The sequence below is a fragment of the Spiroplasma sp. hyd1 genome, from assembly GCF_016082235.1.
Classification (GTDB): domain Bacteria; phylum Bacillota_I; class Bacilli_A; order Mycoplasmatales; family Mycoplasmataceae; genus Spiroplasma; species Spiroplasma poulsonii.
The window spans coordinates 1-21,463 of the sequence record NZ_JXYY01000004.1 but is presented as its reverse complement, the minus strand read 5'-3'; the positions used below and the strand labels follow the sequence as shown (position 1 = coordinate 21,463).

General features: G+C 28.8%; 20 protein-coding genes. 17 read left to right on the top strand and 3 right to left on the bottom strand.

Going from position 1 to position 21,463, the window contains the following annotated elements; genetic code table 4:
• The first annotated feature begins 231 nt into the window (after positions 1–231).
• The 9 genes from TS70_RS01080 (at position 232) to TS70_RS01040 (ending at position 12,780) form a co-directional block, all read left to right on the top strand.
• The gene (locus tag TS70_RS01080) at positions 232–1,401 is read left to right on the top strand and encodes an AEC family transporter (protein ID WP_198049158.1); all 1,170 of its coding nucleotides are present in this window, start codon (positions 232–234) and stop codon (positions 1,399–1,401) included.
• Positions 1,402–1,697: 296 nt separating this feature from the next.
• Positions 1,698–4,364 carry a valine--tRNA ligase gene (locus tag TS70_RS01075; RefSeq protein ID WP_198049157.1) on the top strand — a complete coding sequence of 889 codons (2,667 nt, stop codon included), beginning with the start codon at positions 1,698–1,700 and terminating at the stop codon, positions 4,362–4,364.
• Positions 4,345–5,679, top strand: a complete 1,335-nt coding sequence (trmFO, locus tag TS70_RS01070) for a methylenetetrahydrofolate--tRNA-(uracil(54)-C(5))-methyltransferase (FADH(2)-oxidizing) TrmFO (RefSeq protein ID WP_198049156.1) — start codon at positions 4,345–4,347, stop codon at positions 5,677–5,679. Before TS70_RS01075 ends, trmFO begins: the two co-directional genes overlap by 20 nt.
• 62 nt (positions 5,680–5,741) lie before the next feature.
• The gene (locus TS70_RS01065) at positions 5,742–7,160 is read left to right on the top strand and encodes an NADP-dependent glyceraldehyde-3-phosphate dehydrogenase (protein WP_198049155.1); all 1,419 of its coding nucleotides are present in this window, start codon (positions 5,742–5,744) and stop codon (positions 7,158–7,160) included.
• 77 nt (positions 7,161–7,237) lie between these two features.
• Positions 7,238–7,570, top strand: a complete 333-nt coding sequence (locus TS70_RS01060) for a hypothetical protein (RefSeq protein ID WP_198049154.1) — start codon at positions 7,238–7,240, stop codon at positions 7,568–7,570.
• 52 nt (positions 7,571–7,622) lie between these two features.
• On the top strand, positions 7,623–8,066 hold the full coding sequence (locus TS70_RS01055) for a peroxiredoxin (protein WP_198049153.1): 444 nt from the start codon (positions 7,623–7,625) through the stop codon (positions 8,064–8,066).
• Positions 8,067–8,208: 142 nt separating this feature from the next.
• Positions 8,209–9,816: an MATE family efflux transporter gene (locus TS70_RS08300; protein ID WP_198049152.1), complete on the top strand. Its 1,608-nt coding sequence runs from the start codon at positions 8,209–8,211 to the stop codon at positions 9,814–9,816.
• Positions 9,817–9,909: 93 nt separating this feature from the next.
• Positions 9,910–11,517: an MATE family efflux transporter gene (locus tag TS70_RS08295; protein ID WP_198049151.1), complete on the top strand. Its 1,608-nt coding sequence runs from the start codon at positions 9,910–9,912 to the stop codon at positions 11,515–11,517.
• A 108-nt stretch (positions 11,518–11,625) separates the two neighbouring features.
• Complete coding sequence (locus TS70_RS01040; protein ID WP_198049150.1) at positions 11,626–12,780, top strand: hypothetical protein; 1,155 nt, start codon at positions 11,626–11,628, stop codon at positions 12,778–12,780.
• 251 nt (positions 12,781–13,031) lie between these two features.
• Here TS70_RS01040 and TS70_RS01035 read toward each other — a convergent pair.
• A protein-coding gene (locus tag TS70_RS01035; RefSeq protein WP_105628856.1) for an IS5 family transposase occupies positions 13,032–13,867 on the bottom strand; the annotation gives its coding sequence in 2 pieces (ribosomal slippage) (positions 13,032–13,471 and positions 13,471–13,867; 837 coding nt in all).
• A gap of 151 nt (positions 13,868–14,018) precedes the next feature.
• Entirely contained in the window at positions 14,019–14,354 is a 336-nt protein-coding gene (locus tag TS70_RS01030) for a hypothetical protein (protein WP_127092696.1), read from the bottom strand.
• A gap of 140 nt (positions 14,355–14,494) precedes the next feature.
• Here TS70_RS01030 and thyA point away from each other — a divergent pair, with 140 nt between their 5' ends.
• From thyA to TS70_RS00990, 8 genes are all read left to right on the top strand, one after another.
• Positions 14,495–15,364: a thymidylate synthase gene (thyA, locus tag TS70_RS01025; RefSeq protein WP_198049149.1), complete on the top strand. Its 870-nt coding sequence runs from the start codon at positions 14,495–14,497 to the stop codon at positions 15,362–15,364.
• Entirely contained in the window at positions 15,364–15,846 is a 483-nt protein-coding gene (locus TS70_RS01020) for a dihydrofolate reductase (RefSeq protein ID WP_040093109.1), read from the top strand. The genes thyA and TS70_RS01020 overlap by 1 nt, the downstream gene beginning before the upstream one ends.
• 1 nt (position 15,847) lies before the next feature.
• A complete protein-coding gene (locus TS70_RS01015) occupies positions 15,848–16,627 on the top strand; it encodes a lysophospholipid acyltransferase family protein (protein ID WP_040093110.1) in 780 nt (259 codons plus the stop codon).
• Positions 16,628–16,675: 48 nt separating this feature from the next.
• Positions 16,676–17,986 carry a thymidine phosphorylase gene (locus TS70_RS01010; protein ID WP_198049148.1) on the top strand — a complete coding sequence of 437 codons (1,311 nt, stop codon included), beginning with the start codon at positions 16,676–16,678 and terminating at the stop codon, positions 17,984–17,986.
• A 101-nt stretch (positions 17,987–18,087) separates the two neighbouring features.
• The gene (locus TS70_RS01005) at positions 18,088–18,849 is read left to right on the top strand and encodes a segregation/condensation protein A (RefSeq protein WP_198049147.1); all 762 of its coding nucleotides are present in this window, start codon (positions 18,088–18,090) and stop codon (positions 18,847–18,849) included.
• Positions 18,850–18,854: 5 nt separating this feature from the next.
• On the top strand, positions 18,855–19,403 hold the full coding sequence (scpB, locus tag TS70_RS01000) for an SMC-Scp complex subunit ScpB (RefSeq protein WP_040093114.1): 549 nt from the start codon (positions 18,855–18,857) through the stop codon (positions 19,401–19,403).
• A complete protein-coding gene (locus TS70_RS00995) occupies positions 19,403–20,146 on the top strand; it encodes a pseudouridine synthase (RefSeq protein ID WP_198049146.1) in 744 nt (247 codons plus the stop codon). The genes scpB and TS70_RS00995 overlap by 1 nt, the downstream gene beginning before the upstream one ends.
• 15 nt (positions 20,147–20,161) lie before the next feature.
• Entirely contained in the window at positions 20,162–20,764 is a 603-nt protein-coding gene (locus tag TS70_RS00990; RefSeq protein WP_040093117.1) for a deoxynucleoside kinase, read from the top strand.
• Positions 20,765–20,808: 44 nt separating this feature from the next.
• Here the strand turns inward: TS70_RS00990 and TS70_RS00985 are convergent, their stop codons facing one another.
• A complete protein-coding gene (locus TS70_RS00985; protein WP_198049145.1) occupies positions 20,809–21,372 on the bottom strand; it encodes an inorganic diphosphatase in 564 nt (187 codons plus the stop codon).
• Between the last annotated feature and the right edge of the window lie 91 nt (positions 21,373–21,463).

The following is a 21,463-nucleotide window of genomic DNA, read 5'->3' as shown; positions in this document are numbered from 1 at the left end:
TTATGTCCTCATAAATTATATTTTATAATAATATTTTAATAAAAAAGGGTATCGCAAGAAGTCTANTATTTTATTTGGTGGATTTATCTTTTTCATGTATAAAGATTGAAACAATAATTTAAAAGGGGCAGAAGAAGTAAACGCAGAAAATGAAACAAATAAAAGTTAGAAATAACTTTTATTTTTATTTTTAAGCGGTAAAATTAAAAAGAATGCTAAATGGAGGACATAATGCAGTTATTATTGGATGAAAATAAAGTTAGCAAGGCAATTATTGACATATTAACAGCATGAAGGTTTTGAAGTGCCATTATTGCTACAATTTTTGTGATATTTTTAGGATGACTTTTAACAAAAAAAGGAACATTAAAACAAGAATGAGATGTTGTTTTTATTAAAATATTAGTTGTAATTGGTTTACCAGCTTTAGTTTTTGAAGGATTTATGTCTGATGCTACTGTTGAAAATGTTAAACAAGAAGCGGCTGTTTTATTAAGCGGTTTTTTATTTTATATTATTTTAGGGATTATTGCAAAATATTTTTATATTAAATATGATCGTGATGTCCAAGATGCGTTATCAATGAGTATGACTTTTGCAGCAACTTCTTTTTTTGGTATTCCAATTGTAACGGCGTTGTTTCCGGGATCTGATGCAAAAATTGCTTCAAATATTTTTAATGTTCCGTACCATGTCTTTTTATATTCATTAGGATTTATTATTATGGGCAAAGATAATAAGGGTTATTTACAAGATAAGGTTGTTATTAGAAATAGTTTTAAGAATCGATATGCTTATGGCTGAAAAATGTTTAAAACTAATTCTAAGAAGATTTTATTGAATCCAATTTTATTAGCGACAATTATTGGATTTACCTTTTGAGTAACACAGTTGATTCCGGGAATTGCTGTTGTTCCTGATCAAAATGTGCTTGGTAGTGGCAAATCATTTTCACCATTACGATTAGATAATACTTTTCCTCCAATTAAAAAAATTTTAGTAACATTACAAGCAATTTGCACGCCGTTAGCATGCTTAGCAATTGGAATTAATTTAACAAAAGAGACGTTAAAAGATAGTTTAAAAAGTTTTAAAACATGATATGGGACAATTATGAAGGTTTTACTAGCGCCAGTTATTGGCTTAGTAATAACCTTGATTGTAACAGCAATTGGAAAAGAAACTGGGGCTTGAACAATGAGTAGTATGGGCTTAACAATTATTATAATTATGTTAGCAGCTCCACCAGCTTCGGTAATTGTTGCATATTCAATTAACTTCAAGAAAGAAACCTTGTTAACAAGTAATGTAACATTATTATCAACTTTAATGTCAATTATTATTTTGCCATTTTGAATTATTGTTACAACAGCCATTGGATCAATTAGTTTATTTACTTAGTTAAACAATTAAGAATAAAGATAAAACTGGTAAAATTGTTGCAATTAATCAAAAAAGAATTATAATAAAACCATAAATATTAGAGGAGTAATTAAACAAAATAGTTCAGAGAGTTAATTGGTGGTGTGAAATTAATCTATTTGTTTAATGAAGGTTACTAATATTTCAACTTGATATTTTAATTAAGATAATAAGTTTGTACTTATTAAAAAAGGATGGTACCGTAATTATTAAATAATAATTGCTCCTATTATTTTAACAAAATAATAGGAGTTTTTATTTAGATAGGAGATTTAATGGCAAAGGAATTAAGTAAAAAGTATAATCATAATCTTGTTGAAGAAAGAAAGTATCAATTTTGAAAAGATGCTGGGTATTTTACCGGTGTTTTAAAGAGTAATAAACCAAGTTTTAGTATTGTGATTCCTCCGCCAAATGTCACTGGAAAGCTACATTTAGGGCATGCATGAGATACAACTTTACAAGATTTAATTATTCGTTATAAAAAGTTAATGGGGTTTGATACGTTATATTTACCAGGAATGGATCATGCCGGGATTGCGACGCAAGCAAAAGTTGAAGAACGGTTACGAATAACAAAAAATGTTTTACGGCATGATTTAGACCGTGAAAAATTTGTTGAACAAGTTTGAGCATGAAAAGAAGAGTATGCGGAGGTAATCCGTGAACAATGAGCCAAGTTGGGGTTAGCGTTAGATTATTCGCGTGAACAATTTACTCTAAATGATAATTTGTCAGCAGCGGTTCAAAAAGTCTTTATTGATTTATATCAAAAAGGATTAATTTATCGTGGAAAACGAATTATTTCATGAGATCCAGTGCAAAAAACAGCCTTATCAAATATTGAAGTTTTATATCAAGAACAAAAAGGTAAAATGTATTATTTTAAATATTTTCTAGAAAATAGTACTAGTGAATATCTAACTATTGCCACAACCCGCCCAGAAACAATGTTTGCTGATCAATGCGTGGTTGTTAATCCAAATGATGAACGTTATCGGCAATATTGAAATAAAAAGGTTATTAATCCAGCAAATGGTGAGTTAATTCCTGTTCTTTGTGATGACTATGTTGACCAAGAATTTGGTACGGGAGCAATGAAATGTACACCAGCCCATGATGCTAATGACTTTGAAATTGCGTTGCGTCATAATTTAGCAATGCCGATTTGTATGAATACTGATGGAACAATGAATGAAATGGCGGGGGAATATGTTAATCAAGATCGATTTATTGCCCGACAAAATTTAGTTACTGCTTTAACAAAACAAAATTTAGTTGTTGAAATCAAAGACCATTTTCATCAAGTTGGTTTTTCTGAACGAAGTGGAGCAATTGTTGAACCATATTTATCTGACCAATGATTTGTTAAAATGGATTCTTTTGCGAAAAAAATTATTAAATTTCAAGAAACAAAAGATCAAATTAAATTTTATCCATCACGGTTTAACACAACATTAATTAATTGAATGGAAAAAATTCAAGATTGATGTATTTCCCGTCAACTATGATGAGGACATCAAATTCCAGCGTGATATATGAAAGACGACCCGACTAAAATCCATGTTGGATTAACACCACCAGATGATACAAATAATTGATTACAAGATGAAGATGTTTTAGATACATGATTTTCATCAGCATTGTGACCAATGACAACATTAGGATGAACTTGAAATGAAACATTATTTCAACGTTATTTTCCAACTAATGTTTTGGTAACTGGTTATGATATTATTTTCTTTTGAGTTTCAAGAATGATGTTTGATTCATTAGAATTTACTAATGAAAAACCATTTAATGATGTTTTAATTCATGGTTTAATTCGTGATGAAGAAGGTCGCAAAATGAGTAAATCATTAGGAAATGGGATTGATCCAATGGATATTATTAATGATTATGGAACTGATACATTACGTTATTTTTTAGTGACAAATAGTGCGCCAGGCCAAGATTTACGATATTCGCAAGAAAAAATTAATGGGGCTTGAAATTTTATTAACAAGTTATGGAATGCGGCACGTTATGTTGAAATGAATTTAGCAAGTGATTTTAAACCATTGCTAAAGTTTGACCAAGAAATTGTAGCACTATTAACTAAACATCAAGAAAATGCGATTGACCAATGAATTTTAACAGAGTTAACAAAAACAATTAATAAAGTTAAGGTTAATATGGAAAGATACGAGTTTGTTTTAGTTGGTAAGGATTTATATGATTTTGTATGAAATAAGTTTTGTTCATGATATATTGAATTAACAAAAGTTAATTTACAAAGTGATAATCAAAGAATCAAAGCTGTAACAACACAAACATTATTTTATGTTTTAACACAAATTTTAGTGATGTTACATCCCTTTATTCCATTTGTAACAGAAGAAATTTATCAAAAATTAAATTTAAAAGCATCAATTATGTTAGAAACATATCCAACAACTAATTTTAATTATGATGTAGAATATTTAAATTTAGTAACTGAAATTATTGCTGCAATGCGGGAATTACGTAGTAATTATCAAATTAAAAAACAACAAGTAATTGAAATTTGATTAGATGCGACAAATAATAAAATAAAAATTAATGGGGCAATAATTCCATTAATTAATGATTTCATTTTTAAAATGGTAAATAGTGAAATTAAAGGTATTTTAAAAGAAAAAGATCTGAAACAAACATATATCACAGTTCCATTAACAGATGTGATTTTAGAAGTGATTGCTAATGATATTATTGATTTAGCAGCAGAACAAAGGAAAGTAACCGCTGAATTAAAACGCTTAGAACAAGAGCTTATCCGTAGTAAGAATATTTTAGATAATCAAAACTTTTTGGCAAAGGCAACTCCAGAGAAAATTAAAGTTGAACAAGAGAAATATGCGAAATATTTGGAACAATATGACCAATTAAAAGAAAAGGTAAACTATGGCAAAACTAAAAATTAATATTATTGGTGCTGGTTTAGCTGGAACTGAAGCAGCTTATCAGTTGGCAAGAAGAGGGTTTCAGATTAATTTATATGAAAGTAAACGAATTAATAAAAACCCAGTGCAAAAGCAAGATAGTTTTGCGGAATTAGTTTGTTCAAATTCATTACGAAGTGATAGTTTAACAAATGGTGTTGGGCTCTTAAAACAAGAAATGCTAGCTTTTGATTCATTGATTATTAAAGCTGCTTATGCTAGTCGTGTCCCGGCTGGTGGTGCTTTAGCGGTTGATCGCCAACAGTTTTCAAATTATGTTACAACTTGGGTAACAAAACATCCTAATGTAACTTTAATTGATCAAGAAGTTGCAACAATTGATTTAACAGCAATTACTATAATTGCATCAGGACCATTAACAACACCAAGTTTACAAAAAGAGATTCAACAGTTATTAGGAAAAGAATACTTTTATTTTTATGATGCAGCAGCACCAATTATTGCAAAGGAAAGTATTGATTTTCAAAAGGTTTATTATAAGTCACGCTATGATAAAGGTGAAAGTAAAGATTATATTAATTGTCCAATGACAAGAGCAGAGTTTGAAAGATGAGTACAAGAATTGATTACAGCTGAAACAGTTGCTTTACGTGAATTTGAAAAAGAAATTTATTTTGAAGGATGTATGCCAATCGAAGTAATGGCCAAGCGTGGAGTTAAATCATTATTATTTGGACCATTAAAACCAGTTGGGTTAGAAAAACCAAATGGTGAACAACCATATGCTGTTATTCAATTACGCCAAGATGATGCGATTGACACGTTGTATAATGTTGTAGGATTTCAAACTAATTTAAAATTCCCAGAGCAAAAACGTCTTCTGACAATGATACCGGGGTTAGAAAATGCTAATATTGTTCGTTATGGTGTTATTCATAAAAATAATTTTATTAATTCACCAGTGTTGTTAAATCAATTTTTACAATTAAAATCACAACAAAATGTTTTCTTTGCTGGTCAAATTACAGGTGTTGAAGATTATGTTGAATCAGCAGCAACCGGGATTATTAGTGCGCTTAATATTGCAAACTTTTTAAATAACAAGGCAATGTTAACTTTTCCTCCTGAAACAATGATGGGAGCATTAATTAACTATATTATTAATGCTTCATCAACTAATTTTCAACCAATGAAGGCTAACTTTGGGATTGTCCCTAATCTTGATCAACATTTTAAAGCAAAAGTCGACAAATACTTAGCATATAGTGACCGTGTCTTAACAAAATTAACCAATTTTATTAAAAACAATAAGTTAAATGATGAAATTAACTTTTAATAATTTTAAAAAAGTATAGAATAGAAGTAGAATGAATATGAAGAGAAAAGAGGCAGTGAAAAATGAGCTTAGAATTAAACGCATTAATTAATGGCGAATTAATGAATAATGGCGATTGATTAGAAATTATATCACCAATTGATAATAAACCTTATGGACGTGTTCCAGCTTTAAAAGAAAAAGAAATTAAGCAAGCTTTTCAAACAGCACGCCAAGCCCAAAAACCTTGAGCAAAATTAACCTTGTTTGAACGGATTAGTTATTTACGAAAATGAGCAGATTTATTGTTAGTTCATAAAACGGAGTTGGCAAAAACTATGGCTTATGAAGTTGGCAAAAGTTTAAAAGATGGCCAAGTTGAAGTTGAACGAAGCATTGAATATATTGATTACACAATTGAAGAAGCAAAACGAGTTTTTCCAGAAACTTTAACAGGCGATGGTTGAAATGTTCAAAATAAACTTGGCATTTTTTCCCGTGTTCCGAAAGGCGTTGTATTAGCAATTTCACCATTTAATTATCCGGTTAACTTAAGTATTGCTAAAATTGTTCCAAGTTTAGTTGTTGGAAATAGTGTTGTTTTTAAACCAGCAACAAATGGGAGTTTAACGGGATTATATATGGCAAAATTAGCGCATGAAGTTGGTTTTCCGAAAGGTGTCTTTAATGTTGTAACAGGTCGTGGTCGCGATATTGGTGATTTACTAGTTTTAAATCCAGAAATTGATGTAATCTCTTTTACTGGTTCTGTTGCCGTTGGAAATCACATTCGTAAATTAGGCCATGGCAAAGATTTAGTTTTAGAATTAGGTGGAAAAGATCCAGCATTAGTGTTAAAAGATGCTGATTTAGCAAAAGCTGTGAAAGAAATTATTGGTGGAGCTTATTCTTATTCAGGACAACGTTGTACAGCAATTAAACGTGTTTTAGTTGATGAAACAATTGCTGATGAATTAGTTGCACGATTAAAAACAGAAGTTAGCAAGTTAGAGATGGGTTCACCGTTAGAAAACAAAGCAATTATTCCAGTAATTGATATTAAGGCTGCTGAATTTGTCCAAGAATTAATTGATGATGCTTTGGCAAAAAAAGCAACTTTAGTTATTGGAAATCAACGGAAAGATAATTTACTTAGTGCAACTTTAATTGACCATGTTACAGCAGATATGCGATTAGCCTGAGAAGAACCATTTGGACCTGTTTTACCAATTATTCGTTGTAAAAATGTTGAAGAAATGATTATGTTAGCAAATAAATCGAATTTTAAGTTACAAGCATGTATTTTTACTAATGATATTAATGCTGCTTTCAAAATTGCTGGTGAATTAGAAACAGGAACTGTTAATATTAATGGTCGTACGCAACGTGGTCCTGATTCATTTCCATTTTTAGGAATTCATGATTCAGGGCAAGGAGTGCAAGGAATTTGTGAAACCATTAATTCAGTTACTCGTTTTAAAGGTTTAGTAATTAATTACTAAAGTAATTTTAAAGAACCTTTTTTCATTTTATTCTTATTTTATGATATATTATATTTGTAAAGTAGGGGGAAAATAATATGGAACAAAAAGAGGAACAAATGTCCTTACGCGAAGAAAAAATTGAACAATCGTTAAATGAACTAATGTTAACAGTTCAGGATGTCAATTTAGATCTTAGTGAATTGCAAGAACGAGCAAGTTTAAATAATAGCACCGTTGTTGATGATTATGAAAATATTACCGACCAAATAAAAAATATTGAAAAAGAGATCTGTGAATTAGAATATAAGTTTGATATTACTGAAATTTCATTATATTTAATATTTTTAGATTTAAAACTATCATTTAATATTTTAAAAAATAAATTAGAAGTAACAAAGTATTTAATAAAACTTTTTAAAAGACAGTAATCAATTATTATTGTCTTTTCTATTATTGCAATAGCGGGGGAGAGCATTTCAGATGAATTTAAAGCAAGAAAAATTTTTATTTACTGATGGAGAAGAACATCTAATTTCTGATTTTCAAAAAGAAAAGGGTTATATTTTTTATTTTTTTCCAAAGGCAGCAACAGCAGGTTGCACGCTAGAAACGGTTGCTTATAATCGTTATTATCAAAAATTTTTAACGGCAGGTTATAATGTTATTGGTATTAGTAGAGATAATTTAAAAAAACAAACTAAATTTCAACAAGATCATGCTGTTGAATTTCCAATGCTTTGTGATGTTGATGAAAGATTATGTAAAATGTTTGATGTGTTAAAACAAAAGAAAATGTTTAATAATGTTTATATGGGAATTGAACGTAGTACTTTTTTATTAAATAATGATTTTGAAATTATTGAAGTATGACGAAAAGTAGCCCCAGTTGAACACATTAAAACTGTTTTATCCGCCGTATTGTAACTAATTAGTTATTATAATTAACAAGGATAATAAATAATAGTTTTAACAACAAATGAATGGTCCGCTTACTAGAATCTAATTTATTATTGCTAATTAAATTAGATTTTGTTTATAAACATAGAAAGAATAATGAGGAAACATAATGGAAGAAAAATTAATAATGACAAAACGCGAACATAAGTTGCGTTATGCTAAACCGTGATCTGCAATTTGGTATTTTTGTGGTCCAATGGTGTTAATTATGGTTATTCAAGGGTTATATAATATTATTGATAAAAATATGGCCCAGAGTTTTACAAGTGTAGATATTATGAAACGATTTATTATTGATGAACATACCGCAAATAATTTAGTAAATATTACAACCGGTTATACAATGACGGCATTTTATACGTTATTTGCCTTTGCATCATTATTTGGTGTTGGAGCATCAATTGTTTTTTCAATGGAATATGGACGGCGTAATATTGCACAAATGCGACGAATTGTTGGGAACATGGTTGGCTTACAAATTGTTTTATCAATTCTGGTTGCCATAGTCTTATTCTTTTTAATGAATGAACATTTTGGAGCATTATTGGTCAAAGCTCAAATGAATGGTGGAATGTCAGGACTGGCGCAAAGTCGTTATATTACTTTATCGTGAGAATATTCCCGCGTGTTTATTTTTTGTGCACCACTATTGTTTTTATCGTTTGCGTTACCAACTTTTCTACGAACAGAAGGGAAAGTATTTATTGTTTTAATAATGCAAATTATTTCAATCCCAGTTAATGTTTTATTTTCGTTTATTTTTGCAAAATTAGCACATTTGCAAATGTCGGGAGTAATGATGGGAAGTATGATGGCTTGAATTTTTAACATTGTGTTTTCTGCTTGTGTTATTATTTTTTCAAAAAATTCATATTGTAAATTTAATTGAAGGGAAATGATATGATCACGAGAAATTATCAAACGATCATTTCCAATTGGAATTGGAGCCTTTTTTTTTAATTTTGCAATGGCAATTCAAGTTTTAATTTCAACAATTTTAGTTGTCCATTTGCCAGGTCAAGATGATGTCTTAATTACTGTTAATGGTCAAAAAGTATTAACAACTTCGGTTGGAATTTATATTTGTCAGTTAGTTTATTCTACCGTTTCCCCGTTTATTGTCATTTTTACTTCTGCTGGTGTAGGTTTAGCACAAGGAGCAACTGCGATTTGTGCTTATGCTTTTGGAGCGAAAAAATATAAACGAATTGAACGAATTATTTTTCGAGTTGCAATTTTAGAGGTAGCATGATTTACATTTGTTTTTCTGCTAATTTTAGCATTTGCGGATAAGATGATGTTAATTTATAACTTTCCGCAAGAACTCGTTGGTCACTATCGTTGATACACTGTTTTAGCATTTTCAACTTATATTTTTGCATCAGTAACTTATACTTCAATGGCACTATATTCAGCAATTGGAAAATCAACCCAAACGCTAATATGTTCAATGCTTCGTTCTTTAATTGTAATGATCCCATTATCATTCATTGGTTATGGAGTTAGTTTATTAACTGACAATAATATTGATTACTTTATTTTGATTGGCTTAAATGATTTAATTTGTGCCTTCATTATTGGTCCAATGTTAATTTCAACTTGACGAAAAAATAAAGCGAAATTAATTGATCATCCAGATGATTTTGAGCAACAAAACCGTAATAATTTACAAGCTAATGTTGTTGATGCAATTTCATTGGAAAGTGATATTAAATAAAAAATAATGCAATATTACTTTTTATTCTAGTAATGTTTTTGAAAATACGATAAAATTAATAAGAAAGGGATTTACAGAAGGGACGGACTGTTAGTGCACAAAAGTGTTTTTTCAAAAACTGAGATTAAGTTGCGTTATGATAATTTATGAAAAATAATTTTTGTTTTTTCATTACCAACTGTTTTTGTGATGGCAATTTCAGCTTCCTATCCGATTTTGGACAAACTAATTGCTTTAACATTTGTAACTCCCAATGTTTATCATTATCAACCATACTTAGATTGATATCGAGAAAATATTAATAACAATAATGGTGTTTTAAGTTATCAAGGAGCAAAAATCTTTGTTAATTTAGCAACTCATTTTTCAGGTCAAATTTACAACCTTCTTTTAGCATTTGCTGTTTTAATTGCAATTGGGACTTCAATTACTTTTGCGATTAAATATGGACAAAATAATAAACAACAAACACAATCCTTAGCTGGGAATGCCCTAACAATTACAATTTTATTTTCAATTGTTGCGGCTTTTTTTGTTTTTTGTTTAATTTTTCCTAAATGAGATAATATTATGATTTTTATTCAGTTAAGTAAAAAAGGGTCATGAATTACAAAAGATTTAACTTGGCGTTATGTTTTTCCAATGTTGTTGGCGAGTCCGTTAATGTTTATTAGTTACTTATTATTAACGTTATTACGTACTGATGGAAAAGGGCGGATTGTAGTTTATATTATGGTTGGATCAATTTTAGTTAATGTTTGTTTTTCAATCATATTAGTTAAGTATGCTAATTTGTTATTAGAAGGAACAATGTTTGGTACTATTATCTCATGAGTTTTTATTATTGTTGTTTCATTAATTTGCATTTATCGTAACAAAGATTCATACTTACGATTTCATTGAAAAGATTTATTTTATTTTCGTAAATCAACTGTAAAAGAAATTTTTCGATTAGGATTTTCATCATTTCTTAATAATTTAGGAATTGTTTTAGTTTCCATTTTATCATCAACAATTATGTCATATTTGCCAGGTCAATTTGATGAAAAACAAAGAAGTGGTTTATCAGCGTTTCAATTATTTAATAGTGCAATGACACCTTGAGTTGTCTTTTTTACCGCAATTGCGTTAGGGTTTGCACAAGGAATTAAATCGATTATTGGATATAATTATGGGGCAAAAAAATATTTACGGATGTATCAAACTTGCTGATATGGCTTAATTATTATTGGAAGTTGATTATTTTTTGTCCTCTTATTATTTATTGGTCTTGGTCCACAATTATTAATGACTTTTGCTTTTCCATCATCATTAGTTGATCAATATCGGTGAACATCAGTCTTAATGCTAATGAGTTACCCGTGTGCGGCGATTTCTTTTATGGGTGTTACGCTATTTCAGGGGATGAATAATGTCCGAAAGGCAGCGTTGTGTTCTTCATTTCGAACACTTATTGTATTACCAGTCTTGATGTTAGCGGGAGCCTTTATTGTTCGTGGTTTATCAGATGGAACACCAAAAAATAACATTTATTATTTCATTATGATAGGTTTTAATGACTTAATTTCGGGAATTATTGTGGGTATTATTCTATATTCATTCTGATATAAACACCGTCATAGTATTTTTAATGAAGTAAGTAAAATGGATCAAGAGTATTTACGTATTAAAACCCGCCATAATAAAAATAAAATACAATAATTATATACTTTTCTTTTATTTTTGACAATAATTTTATTTATTTTTTTACAATTTTATAGTATAATATACTTATCAAACAAAATGGCATATTAAAGTGGGGGGTATCACATGAATAATAGTGGAGTAAAAACTACCGAAGGAATAGACAATAGTTCGATTTCTTTTAATCCTAACAATACTACAGGTAGTGGTAGTTTATTTAATCAAAATCCTCCGTTAACACCATTGTCAAAGCCAATTAAGGTTCCGTTAGACAAGGATGGTTTTAAAGCAGGACCCAATCCGGCTTTTAATCCATCATATATTTCACAAGCATTAGGAATTAATGGAACAACATTACAAGCACAATACAACAAACCAATTTATCAACCAATTATATATCAACCATATCTAATACCAGTTGTAAATAACGCGCCTAATATGGGAATGAATCAGTATGGGATGATGCCACAATTTCCAGGAATGATGATGGGATATCCACAATTTCCAGGAATGATGATGGGATATCCACAATTTCCAGGAATGATGATGGGATATCCACAATTTCCAGGAATGATGATGGGATATCCGCCGTTGGCAGGACCAGATTTAACACAACAATATCAACCGATGCCACAACAAACACCTCAAGAAGCTAACCATTCAGGACAAGAAAAACAAGCACATGATGATGGTAGTCATTTTGCAATTATGAATCCAGATTTAATGAAACATCAACATAAAGATGATGGTGATTTTGGTGACTTTAATGATGATTTTGATGATGATATTGCTCCATTTTCAAATCCTAATTCAGGTGGTAATGATTTTGATTCAGATTTTAATACGGGAAGTAATTTTGGACAACTAAATCCAAATTTTGGTCCAGCAAATAACTTTAATGATCAAGGGCCAAGTTTTGGACCAACACCAGACTTTAATGCTGCTCCTAGTTTTAACACTCCAAGTGATTTTAATTCAACTTCAGAATTTAATCCAAATGGTGCAGGCTTGGGACAAATGGAACCAGTTAAAATGCCATTTGCACAAGGTAATAATCTTAATCAAAGAGTGAATAATGCAAACCTTGAGGGCTATGACGAAGATTCAGAAAAACAAAGATTACCAATATGAGCAATCGTATTAATTGTTATCTTGGCGGTCTTAATTGTTGCAGTAGTAGTGATTGTTATGTTGTACTTTAACTTACAAGCAGTTCATGATTTAATTAATGGTTGATTTGGTCTTGATGTTCCGTTTGACCCCTGATTTTTAAAAAAATAAAAACAAGGAATCATTCCTTGTTTTTATTTTTTTTTATTATTAATAAAAAAAGTCTAGATAAGGGTTAAATCTAGACTTCTTATACAGTAAACTTCTTGCATTACTTGTTAAAAAATTGCAAATATTTGTAAAAAAGATACTAATAGAAAAATATAATTTTAATTAATTATGTTTTTTATTTAAAAATTTAATATTTTTCCACAACGAAAAATTAATTTATTATTTAAATTATTTAATTTTAAATAAATATTTTATGTTAAATATAATAATTGTAAATTATAAATTGAGGCAATTAAATTAAATCTTAAACCAAATCTTTTTCTTCGATTACGATATTTTTCTGTAATAATTTTAAATTTTTTAAGAATAGCAAAAATATTTTCAATAATAATTCTCATTTTTGAAACTAGTCTATTATATTGCTTTTGTTCTTTGTTTAAAGGGTTTTTCTTTGTTTTCTTTGTAGGTATTAGAACATTATTGTGATTTTTTTGTATTCCTTGATAACCACTATCAACTATTAATTTGGTATTTTTTAAAATTGGGATTTTTGATTCTTTAAATAAAGCATAATCATGTTTTTTTCCGAGCGAAAAACTTGTTGCAATAATTTTTTTGGTTTCTTGTTCGATAATTACTTGTGTTTTGATCGTGTGTTTTTTCTTTTTACCAGAATAAGATTGTTTTTGTCTTTTTTTGGGCGTTGGATTGGAGTTTCGGTAGCATCAATAATAATAGTTTTATCATTAAAATAATCATTTATTAGTGCTTTTTTACCAGCAAGTTGTTGAAAATCAGAGTTTTTAATTAAAATATCTTCAATTCACTTAATATTACGATAACAATTAGCCTCACTAATATCAAAACTTTTACCAAGATGAAAATAAGTCTGATATTCTCGTCAATATAATAAAGTCATCAATAATCTATTTTCTAATGATAATTTATTAGTTTTACCACCTTTTTTAAATTTTTCTATTTCAGCAACTTTTAAAATATCTAACATTTTATTAAAAGTGGATTTTTTTATTCCTGTTAATCTTAACCATTCTCTATCATTAAGAGTATTAAATTTATTATTGTTCATATTTTTATGTCCTCATAAATTATATTTTATAATAATATTTTAATAAAAAAGGGTATCGCAAGAAGTCTANTATTTAAATTTGAAAGGTTATATTTGAAAAAATTATTTTGTTATATATTTTAGGTCGTTAATTTATTTTGCTTGTATTATTTTATCATACTTGTGGTGGTAAAGTACTCTTTTTAAATTTAAAAAATCAAACGACAAAACCTAAGCATACTAATAGAACATTTTGATTTGGTTTTGAAAACCGATTAATTTTGCGAATAATTTGTTTATTATATTGGCAATTATTTTCTTCGTTGATTAAAGTAACTTCTGTTTCATTAATAACATTTTCTTGATGAATTGAATTAGTTAAAATATAAGCATAATCAAATTCTGTTTCATTTTCATATTTACTACGAAGAGGATTAAAAGTTCCAGGAATAAATAAACTTAATGAAAACTTAATTTTTTTAATGATATGTTTTAAAAATTTATTCATTGCTATTCACTTCTTATGATTATTCATATGATAACATAAAAAAATAATATTGTTAATATTTTTTTTATTTTTTCTGATGATTTTATTTTGAAATAAGGTAAGATTTAAGTATGGAAAAATAGAAAACAAGGTGAAAATTAATGGAACAATATCTTAAGATGGCACGGTTTATTTTAGATCACGGTCAAGACAAAGATGATCGAACAAATACTGGTACAATTTCTTATTTTGGTTATCAAATGCGTTTTAATTTACAAAAAGGTTTTCCGTTATTAACAACAAAAAAGGTTCATTTTAAATCAGTTGTCTATGAATTATTATGGTTTATTAAAGGTGATACGAATATTAAGTATTTAGTTGATAACAATGTTCGAATTTGAAATGAGTGACCATATGAAAAATATAAAGCATCATCACAATATCAGAATGAGTCATTACCTGAATTTGTGGAAAAGATTAAAACCGATGCTGCTTTTGCAACTGCTTTTGGTGATTTAGGACCGGTATATGGAAAACAATGACGAAACTTTAATGGTGTTGATCAGTTAGTGACTTTGCTAGATAATTTAAAAACAAATCCATATTCACGTCGCCATATTATTAGTGCTTGAAATCCAGCCGAGGTTGAGGAAATGGCGTTACCGCCATGTCATACTTTAATGCAATTTTATGTTTCAAAAGATAATAAATTAAGTTGTCAATTATATCAACGTAGTGCTGATGTGTTTTTAGGTGTTCCTTTTAATATTGCAAGTTATTCATTGTTAACGCATTTAATTGCACAAGTTTCAGGATTAGAAATTGGTGATTTTGTTTATACGTTGGGAGATTGCCATATTTACAAAAATCATCTTTCGCAAATTAATGTGCAGTTAACAAGAACACCACACAAATTACCGACATTGAAATTAAACCCAACAATTAATTCTTTATTTGATTTTGGTTATGAAGATATTACCCTTGAAAATTATAATCCAGATTCATTAATTAAAGGAGTTGTTGCTGTTTAATGATTAAGTTATTATGAGCAATGGATGAAAATAATTTAATTGGAAAAAATAATCATTTACCATGACATTTAAAAGAAGAGTTACAACATTTTAAAAGAACAACAGTTGGGCAAACAATATTGCTTGGTCGTTTAACTTACGAAGGAATTGGTGGACCATTACCAAATCGAAAAACATTAGTTTTAACAACTAATCAAAATTATGTTATTAATCATCCTGATGTTAAAGTAGTAACAAATTTGAATGATATTATCAATATTTATCAGTACAATCCAACAGATGATATTTACATTTGTGGTGGGAAAAAAATTTATGAAGCAACCTTACCGTATGCTGATGAATTAATTATTAGTTATATTAAAGTCAAATATGAAGGAGACACTTATTTTTCAACATTTGATTTAGCACAATTTATTTTAATTAAAACCGTTGAATCAGAGCAATTTGTAATAAAATATTATAAGAGAAAGGAACAAAGTTAGTATGTTAAATATTTGAAAAATTATCCTTACATGGCCACGGTTTTTACGAACAATTACGAAGGCAAAAAGTATTAGTAAAAAAATTAAGCGTGATCCCAATATTATTTTTGAAGAATATCGTTACCATTGATTGCAAAAACGGACACGTTATATGTTGTGGGTGTATGATGTTAAAATAATTGTTCATGATCGTGACAATTGAGTTGATAAAGGTTGCTTAATGGTGGCTAATCATCAATCAAATGTTGATCCAGCTTTATTATTTGTTTTAAATGATTTTAACAAAACAGCACCGTGTGCTTTTATTGCTAAAAAAGAATTAGCAAATGATAAAACATTTAAAAACTTTTTAACATTAATTGATGTTTTATTTTTAGACCGTGATAATCCTCGTCAAGCTTTAGAGTTAATGAAAGAAGCTAATGATTTAATTCGAGTGCCAAGAACAATGGTTGTTTTTCCGGAAGGAACTCGTAGTTGTAATCAAGAAATGGGGGAATTTCATGCCGGTAGTTTTAAAATTGCTCAGAAAGCACATGCGCCAATTATTCCAGTTTCAATAATTAATTCTTATCCAATCTTTAATAAGGAATATAAAAAAAAGGGAAAAAAATATGTTCATATTGTTTTCCATAAACCAATTAAACCAGATACCTTTATGACAAAACCAACAGAGTTAATAGCGAATAATGTTAAACAAATTATTCAAAAGGGAATCGAACAATACCGTGATGTCGATCACAAAAAAGCTTATTTAGAATATAGTTCAATAATTAAATAAAGCTTCATTAAAGAAAAAAAACACATAACGTAAAAGGAACTAGTAACTATGAATATTTTAGCTTTAATTGATAAAAAGAAATATGGTCAAGAATTAACTCGTGAAGAAATTAATTTTATTGTGGAAGGTTACACAACGGGGTTAATTCCCGATTATCAAATGTCAGCCTTTTTAATGGCAATTTATTTTCAATCAATGTCTATTTCTGAAATTTCATTTTTAACCGAAGCGATGATTAATTCAGGTGAAATTTATGATTTATCATCAATTCCCGGATTTAAAGTTGATAAACATTCTTCTGGCGGAATTGGGGATAAGGTTAGTTTAATTTATGCACCATTAGTTGCTGCTTTTGGTTTGAAAGTTGCAAAAATGTCTGGCCGTGGTTTAGGGCAAACGGGTGGTACAATTGATAAATTAGAGAGCATTCCTGGATTTAAAGTTGAAATTCCCTTTTCTGAATTTGTTAAAATTATTAATCAAACAAATTTATCAATTATGTCACAATCGAATAATATTGTTCCAGCTGATAAGAAAATCTATGCGTTACGAGATGTAACAGCAACTGTTGATTCTTTACCATTAGTTGCTGCCAGTATTATGTGTAAAAAAATTGCAACAGGAAGTGATGGCATTGTTTTAGATGTTAAGTGCGGAAGTGGTGCTTTTATGAAAACAATTTCAGAAGCACGAAAATTAGCTCAAATTATGGTTGAATTAGGAATTAAATTTAATAAGAAAATTGCGGCGGAAATTACTAATATGTCCCAACCATTAGGACGTGCAATTGGTAATGCAATTGAAATTTATGAAGTTTTGCAAACATTAAAAGGAACAGGACCAGATGATTTAAACTATATTGTGGCTGAATCAGCAGCGTTAAGTTTATTCCAAGCTGGTTTATTTCCCGATTTAGCATCAGCTGTTGTTGCTTGTCAAGAAAAATTGCAAACGGAAGAACCTTTAAGCTATTTCCGTGCTTTTATCAAGGCTCAAGGTGGCGATTTAAGTTTTATTGATAATAATTTACCGCTAAAAGATATTTTAAAGGTAAAAAATATTATTGAAATTAAAGCAGAGCAAGCTGGATATATGGAAATTACTGATACAAATGAATTAGGCTTATTAGCTGTTCGCTTGGGAGCAGGCCGAACAACAAAAGATGAAGTGATTGATTATCATGCTGGAATTTATCTTAATAAAAAAACAGGTGAAAAAGTTGCTGTTGGTGATGTGGTAATGACTTTATATACTAATCGTTATGTTACTGAACCAGTTTATGAATGAGTAAAACAAACTTTTAAAATTACTAGTACAAAACCACGTGAACAAGAATTAATTTATGAAATAATTCAGTAAAAAAGTGATTCATTTAAAATCACTTTTTTACTTATAACATCTTTAATTTTTTTAAAATATCGTTATTATTAATTAAGAGTATAAAAAACAGGAGAAAGAGAATGCTAAATTTGTCGCGTTATGAAGTAAAACTTGATAATTTTTCAGGACCATTAGATTTACTTTTACACTTAGTAAAGGAAAAGGAAATGGATCTTTTTGATATTAAACTAACAGAAATTACTGATCAGTTTTTAGCTTATATTCGGGAAATGGAACAATTAAACATTGAAATTGCATCAAAATATTTAACTATGGCAAGTTATTTAGTTGAAACAAAAACAAAGTTAGTCTTGCCAAAAGAAGAAGTTGAGATTGACGATAACTATGAAAAAGATTCACGTGATGAATTAATTAATCGTTTGTTAGAATACAAAAAAATTAAGGAAGTTAGTCAATATTTTAAAGACCAACATCAAGAAGGAATTCAATATTTATCAAAACCACGAACAATTATTAAGGGTGATGTCGTTAGAGAAGAAGAATTACCATTGTCATCAAAAATTAATATTGATAAATTAACAAATAGTTTTTTAAAGATGTTAGAACGAATTAATGCAACAAAACCATTAGAATCAAATGTTGTTATTACTGAAATTTCACCAGAGGAAATGGCAGATCGAATTATGTTTTTCTTATTAAATGAAGACAAAGAGTGATTATTAGAAGATTTATTAAGTAATTTTGATCTATCATTACAAGTTTTTGTTGTTTGTTTTATTGCTTTATTAGATTTAGCTCGTCATCAGAAAATTGAGATTGAACAATATCAACATTTAGAAGCAATTTATATTCGAAAATATATGAAAAAAGAAGGGAATTAAACTAAATGAAGTTAGATGAAAAAATAGCCTTATTGGAGGGTTTACTATTTATTAGTGGTGATGAAGGAATTAGTTTAAAAGAAATTGCCCATATTCTTGAAATTTCAGAAGTAGAGAGTAATGAATTGTTACTAAATTTAAAAACAGAATATCAAACAAATAAGATGCGGGGATTAAGAATTACAACATTTGCTGATAAATATCGGTTAACAACCAAAAAAGAATACTATAGTTTCTATTTAAAATTAGCAAACAATAAAATTGAAGCACGGTTATCACAAGCAGCATTAGAAACATTAGCAATTATTGCTTATCGGGGTCCAATTAGTAAGCCAGAAATTGAAGAATTACGGGGAGTTAATTCTGACAATGTAATTCAAAAATTACGAGCACGGGAGTTAATTGAAGAAGCTGGGAAAAGTGAACTGCCTGGAAAACCAATGACTTATCAAATTACAAATGAGTTTTTAAAAGTTTTTAATTTAACTTCATTAGCAGATCTCCCACAAATTAAAGAAGCAACTGTTGATAATAATCAGGAATTATTTAAATAATGGAGCGATTACAAAAAGTTATTGCTGCACGGGGTTATTGTTCTCGGCGTAAAGCAGAAGAGTTAATTGTTCAGGGACGAGCAAAGGTTAACAATATTGTTGTGACAACGTTAGGAACAAAAGTTGGTAAGGATGATCAAATTTATATTGATAGTAAACTTCTTATTGATAAAAATAATGAAAAAGTTTATTTAATGTTAAATAAACCACGAAATTGTGTTTCAACAATGCATGATCCCCAACACCGTAAAACGGTTTTAAATTATGTTAAAGGTGTTCCACAACGAATTTATCCAGTTGGTCGCTTAGACTATGATACGAGTGGTTTATTACTATTGACTAATGATGGTGAATTTACTAATATTATTACACACCCAAGTCATATTATTAATAAAACCTATTATGTTTTAGTTTCTGGTTGTCTTGCAAAACACCAGTTGCACCAATTAGCAACAGGGGTAGAAATTGAACCAGGTATTGTTACAAGTTCTGCACAGGCAAAATTAGTAAAATACCAAGAAGATAAAGATGTTTCTATTTTGTTATTAACAATTCATGAAGGAAGAAAACATCAAGTTAAAAAAATGATTCAAACAGTTGGCCATGAAGTTCTTAAATTAAAACGAATTGCAATTGGTTTTTTAGAATTAGATGAAGCTTTAAAACCAGGCGAGTGGCGCTTTTTAAAGCCGAAGGAAATTAAACGTTTTTTTGGGATAGCATCACAATTAAAAACAAAATAAAGGAGAGAAAACACAATGCGAATTACATTAGCTGGAGTTGTTGGAGTTGGGAAATCAACTGTTAGTAAAATGCTAGGAGAAAAACATCAATATATGGTGATGGATGAACCAGTTGAAGAAAATCCATATTTAGATCAATATTATGCCGACCCTAAGGATATGGCTTTTAAAATGCAAGTGTATATGATAATGGCGCGAAGTAAGCAATTAAAACAAGCAAAAATAACATCAAATATTATTTTTGATCGAAGCATCCTTGAAGATCCAATTTTTGTTGATGTTTTATATGAATTGGGATACATGAATAATACGGATTATAAAGTTTATAAAGAATTTTATGATGTTGTTGTTTTACAAAGTCTATACTTAGATGAAAATATTAAACCAGAATTAGTGGTTTATCTACGAGTTGATCCTGAAATAGCAATGGAACGAATTATTAAAAGGGGGCGAGCTAGTGAACAAAACGTTGGCAATGCTTATTGAATTTTGTTGAACCGTAAATATGAAGAATGATATGAACGGGTAAAAGATAAGTTTAATTTTTTAGTAATTGATGCAAACGATAAAACACCAGAAGAAATTGTAGCAATAATTTCAGAGAAGTTAACTGACTAATCCAATAATAAAAAAATACTATTGTTAACAATAGTATTTTTTTATTAGGCTTGTCCTAATCATTTTTCTTTTCAAATTTGCATTACAGCATCTTTTCCTTTTGTTTCTAAAAGGTCTTTATATTCAATATAACGTTCTTGACATTCTTTAATTTCTTTTAAAGCTTGGTCTAAACCACTTCATCCGTTAATTTTAACTTCTTTTTTTTGCAATGCTTTATATTGTAAGAAGAAGTTTTCAATTTCATCACGAAGATGTTGTGGAACATCTTCTAATTTTTGAATATGATTAAAACGAGGATCATCAGCAGCAACTGCCATTAATTTAGTATCAATTTCACCATTATCAATCATATTAATTGTTCCTAAAACGCGAACATTAATTTGACACCCGGGCATTGTTGGATATGAAATTAGTGAAATAACATCTAGGGGATCACCATCTCAATCTAAAGTATTTTCAATAAAACCATATTCACCAGGATAAAAATTAGCACCATATAAAATACGATCTAAGATAATACGACCAGTTTTAAGGTCGTATTCATATTTATTACTACTTCCTTTTGGAATTTCAACTATAATTGGTAAAACATTATTTTTACTCATTGTTTTCTTCCTTTCATTAATTTCCTAATTATTAATATAACATAGAAAAAATAATAATGTTATTATTTTCTTTTTTACTTGCTTTTTTTTA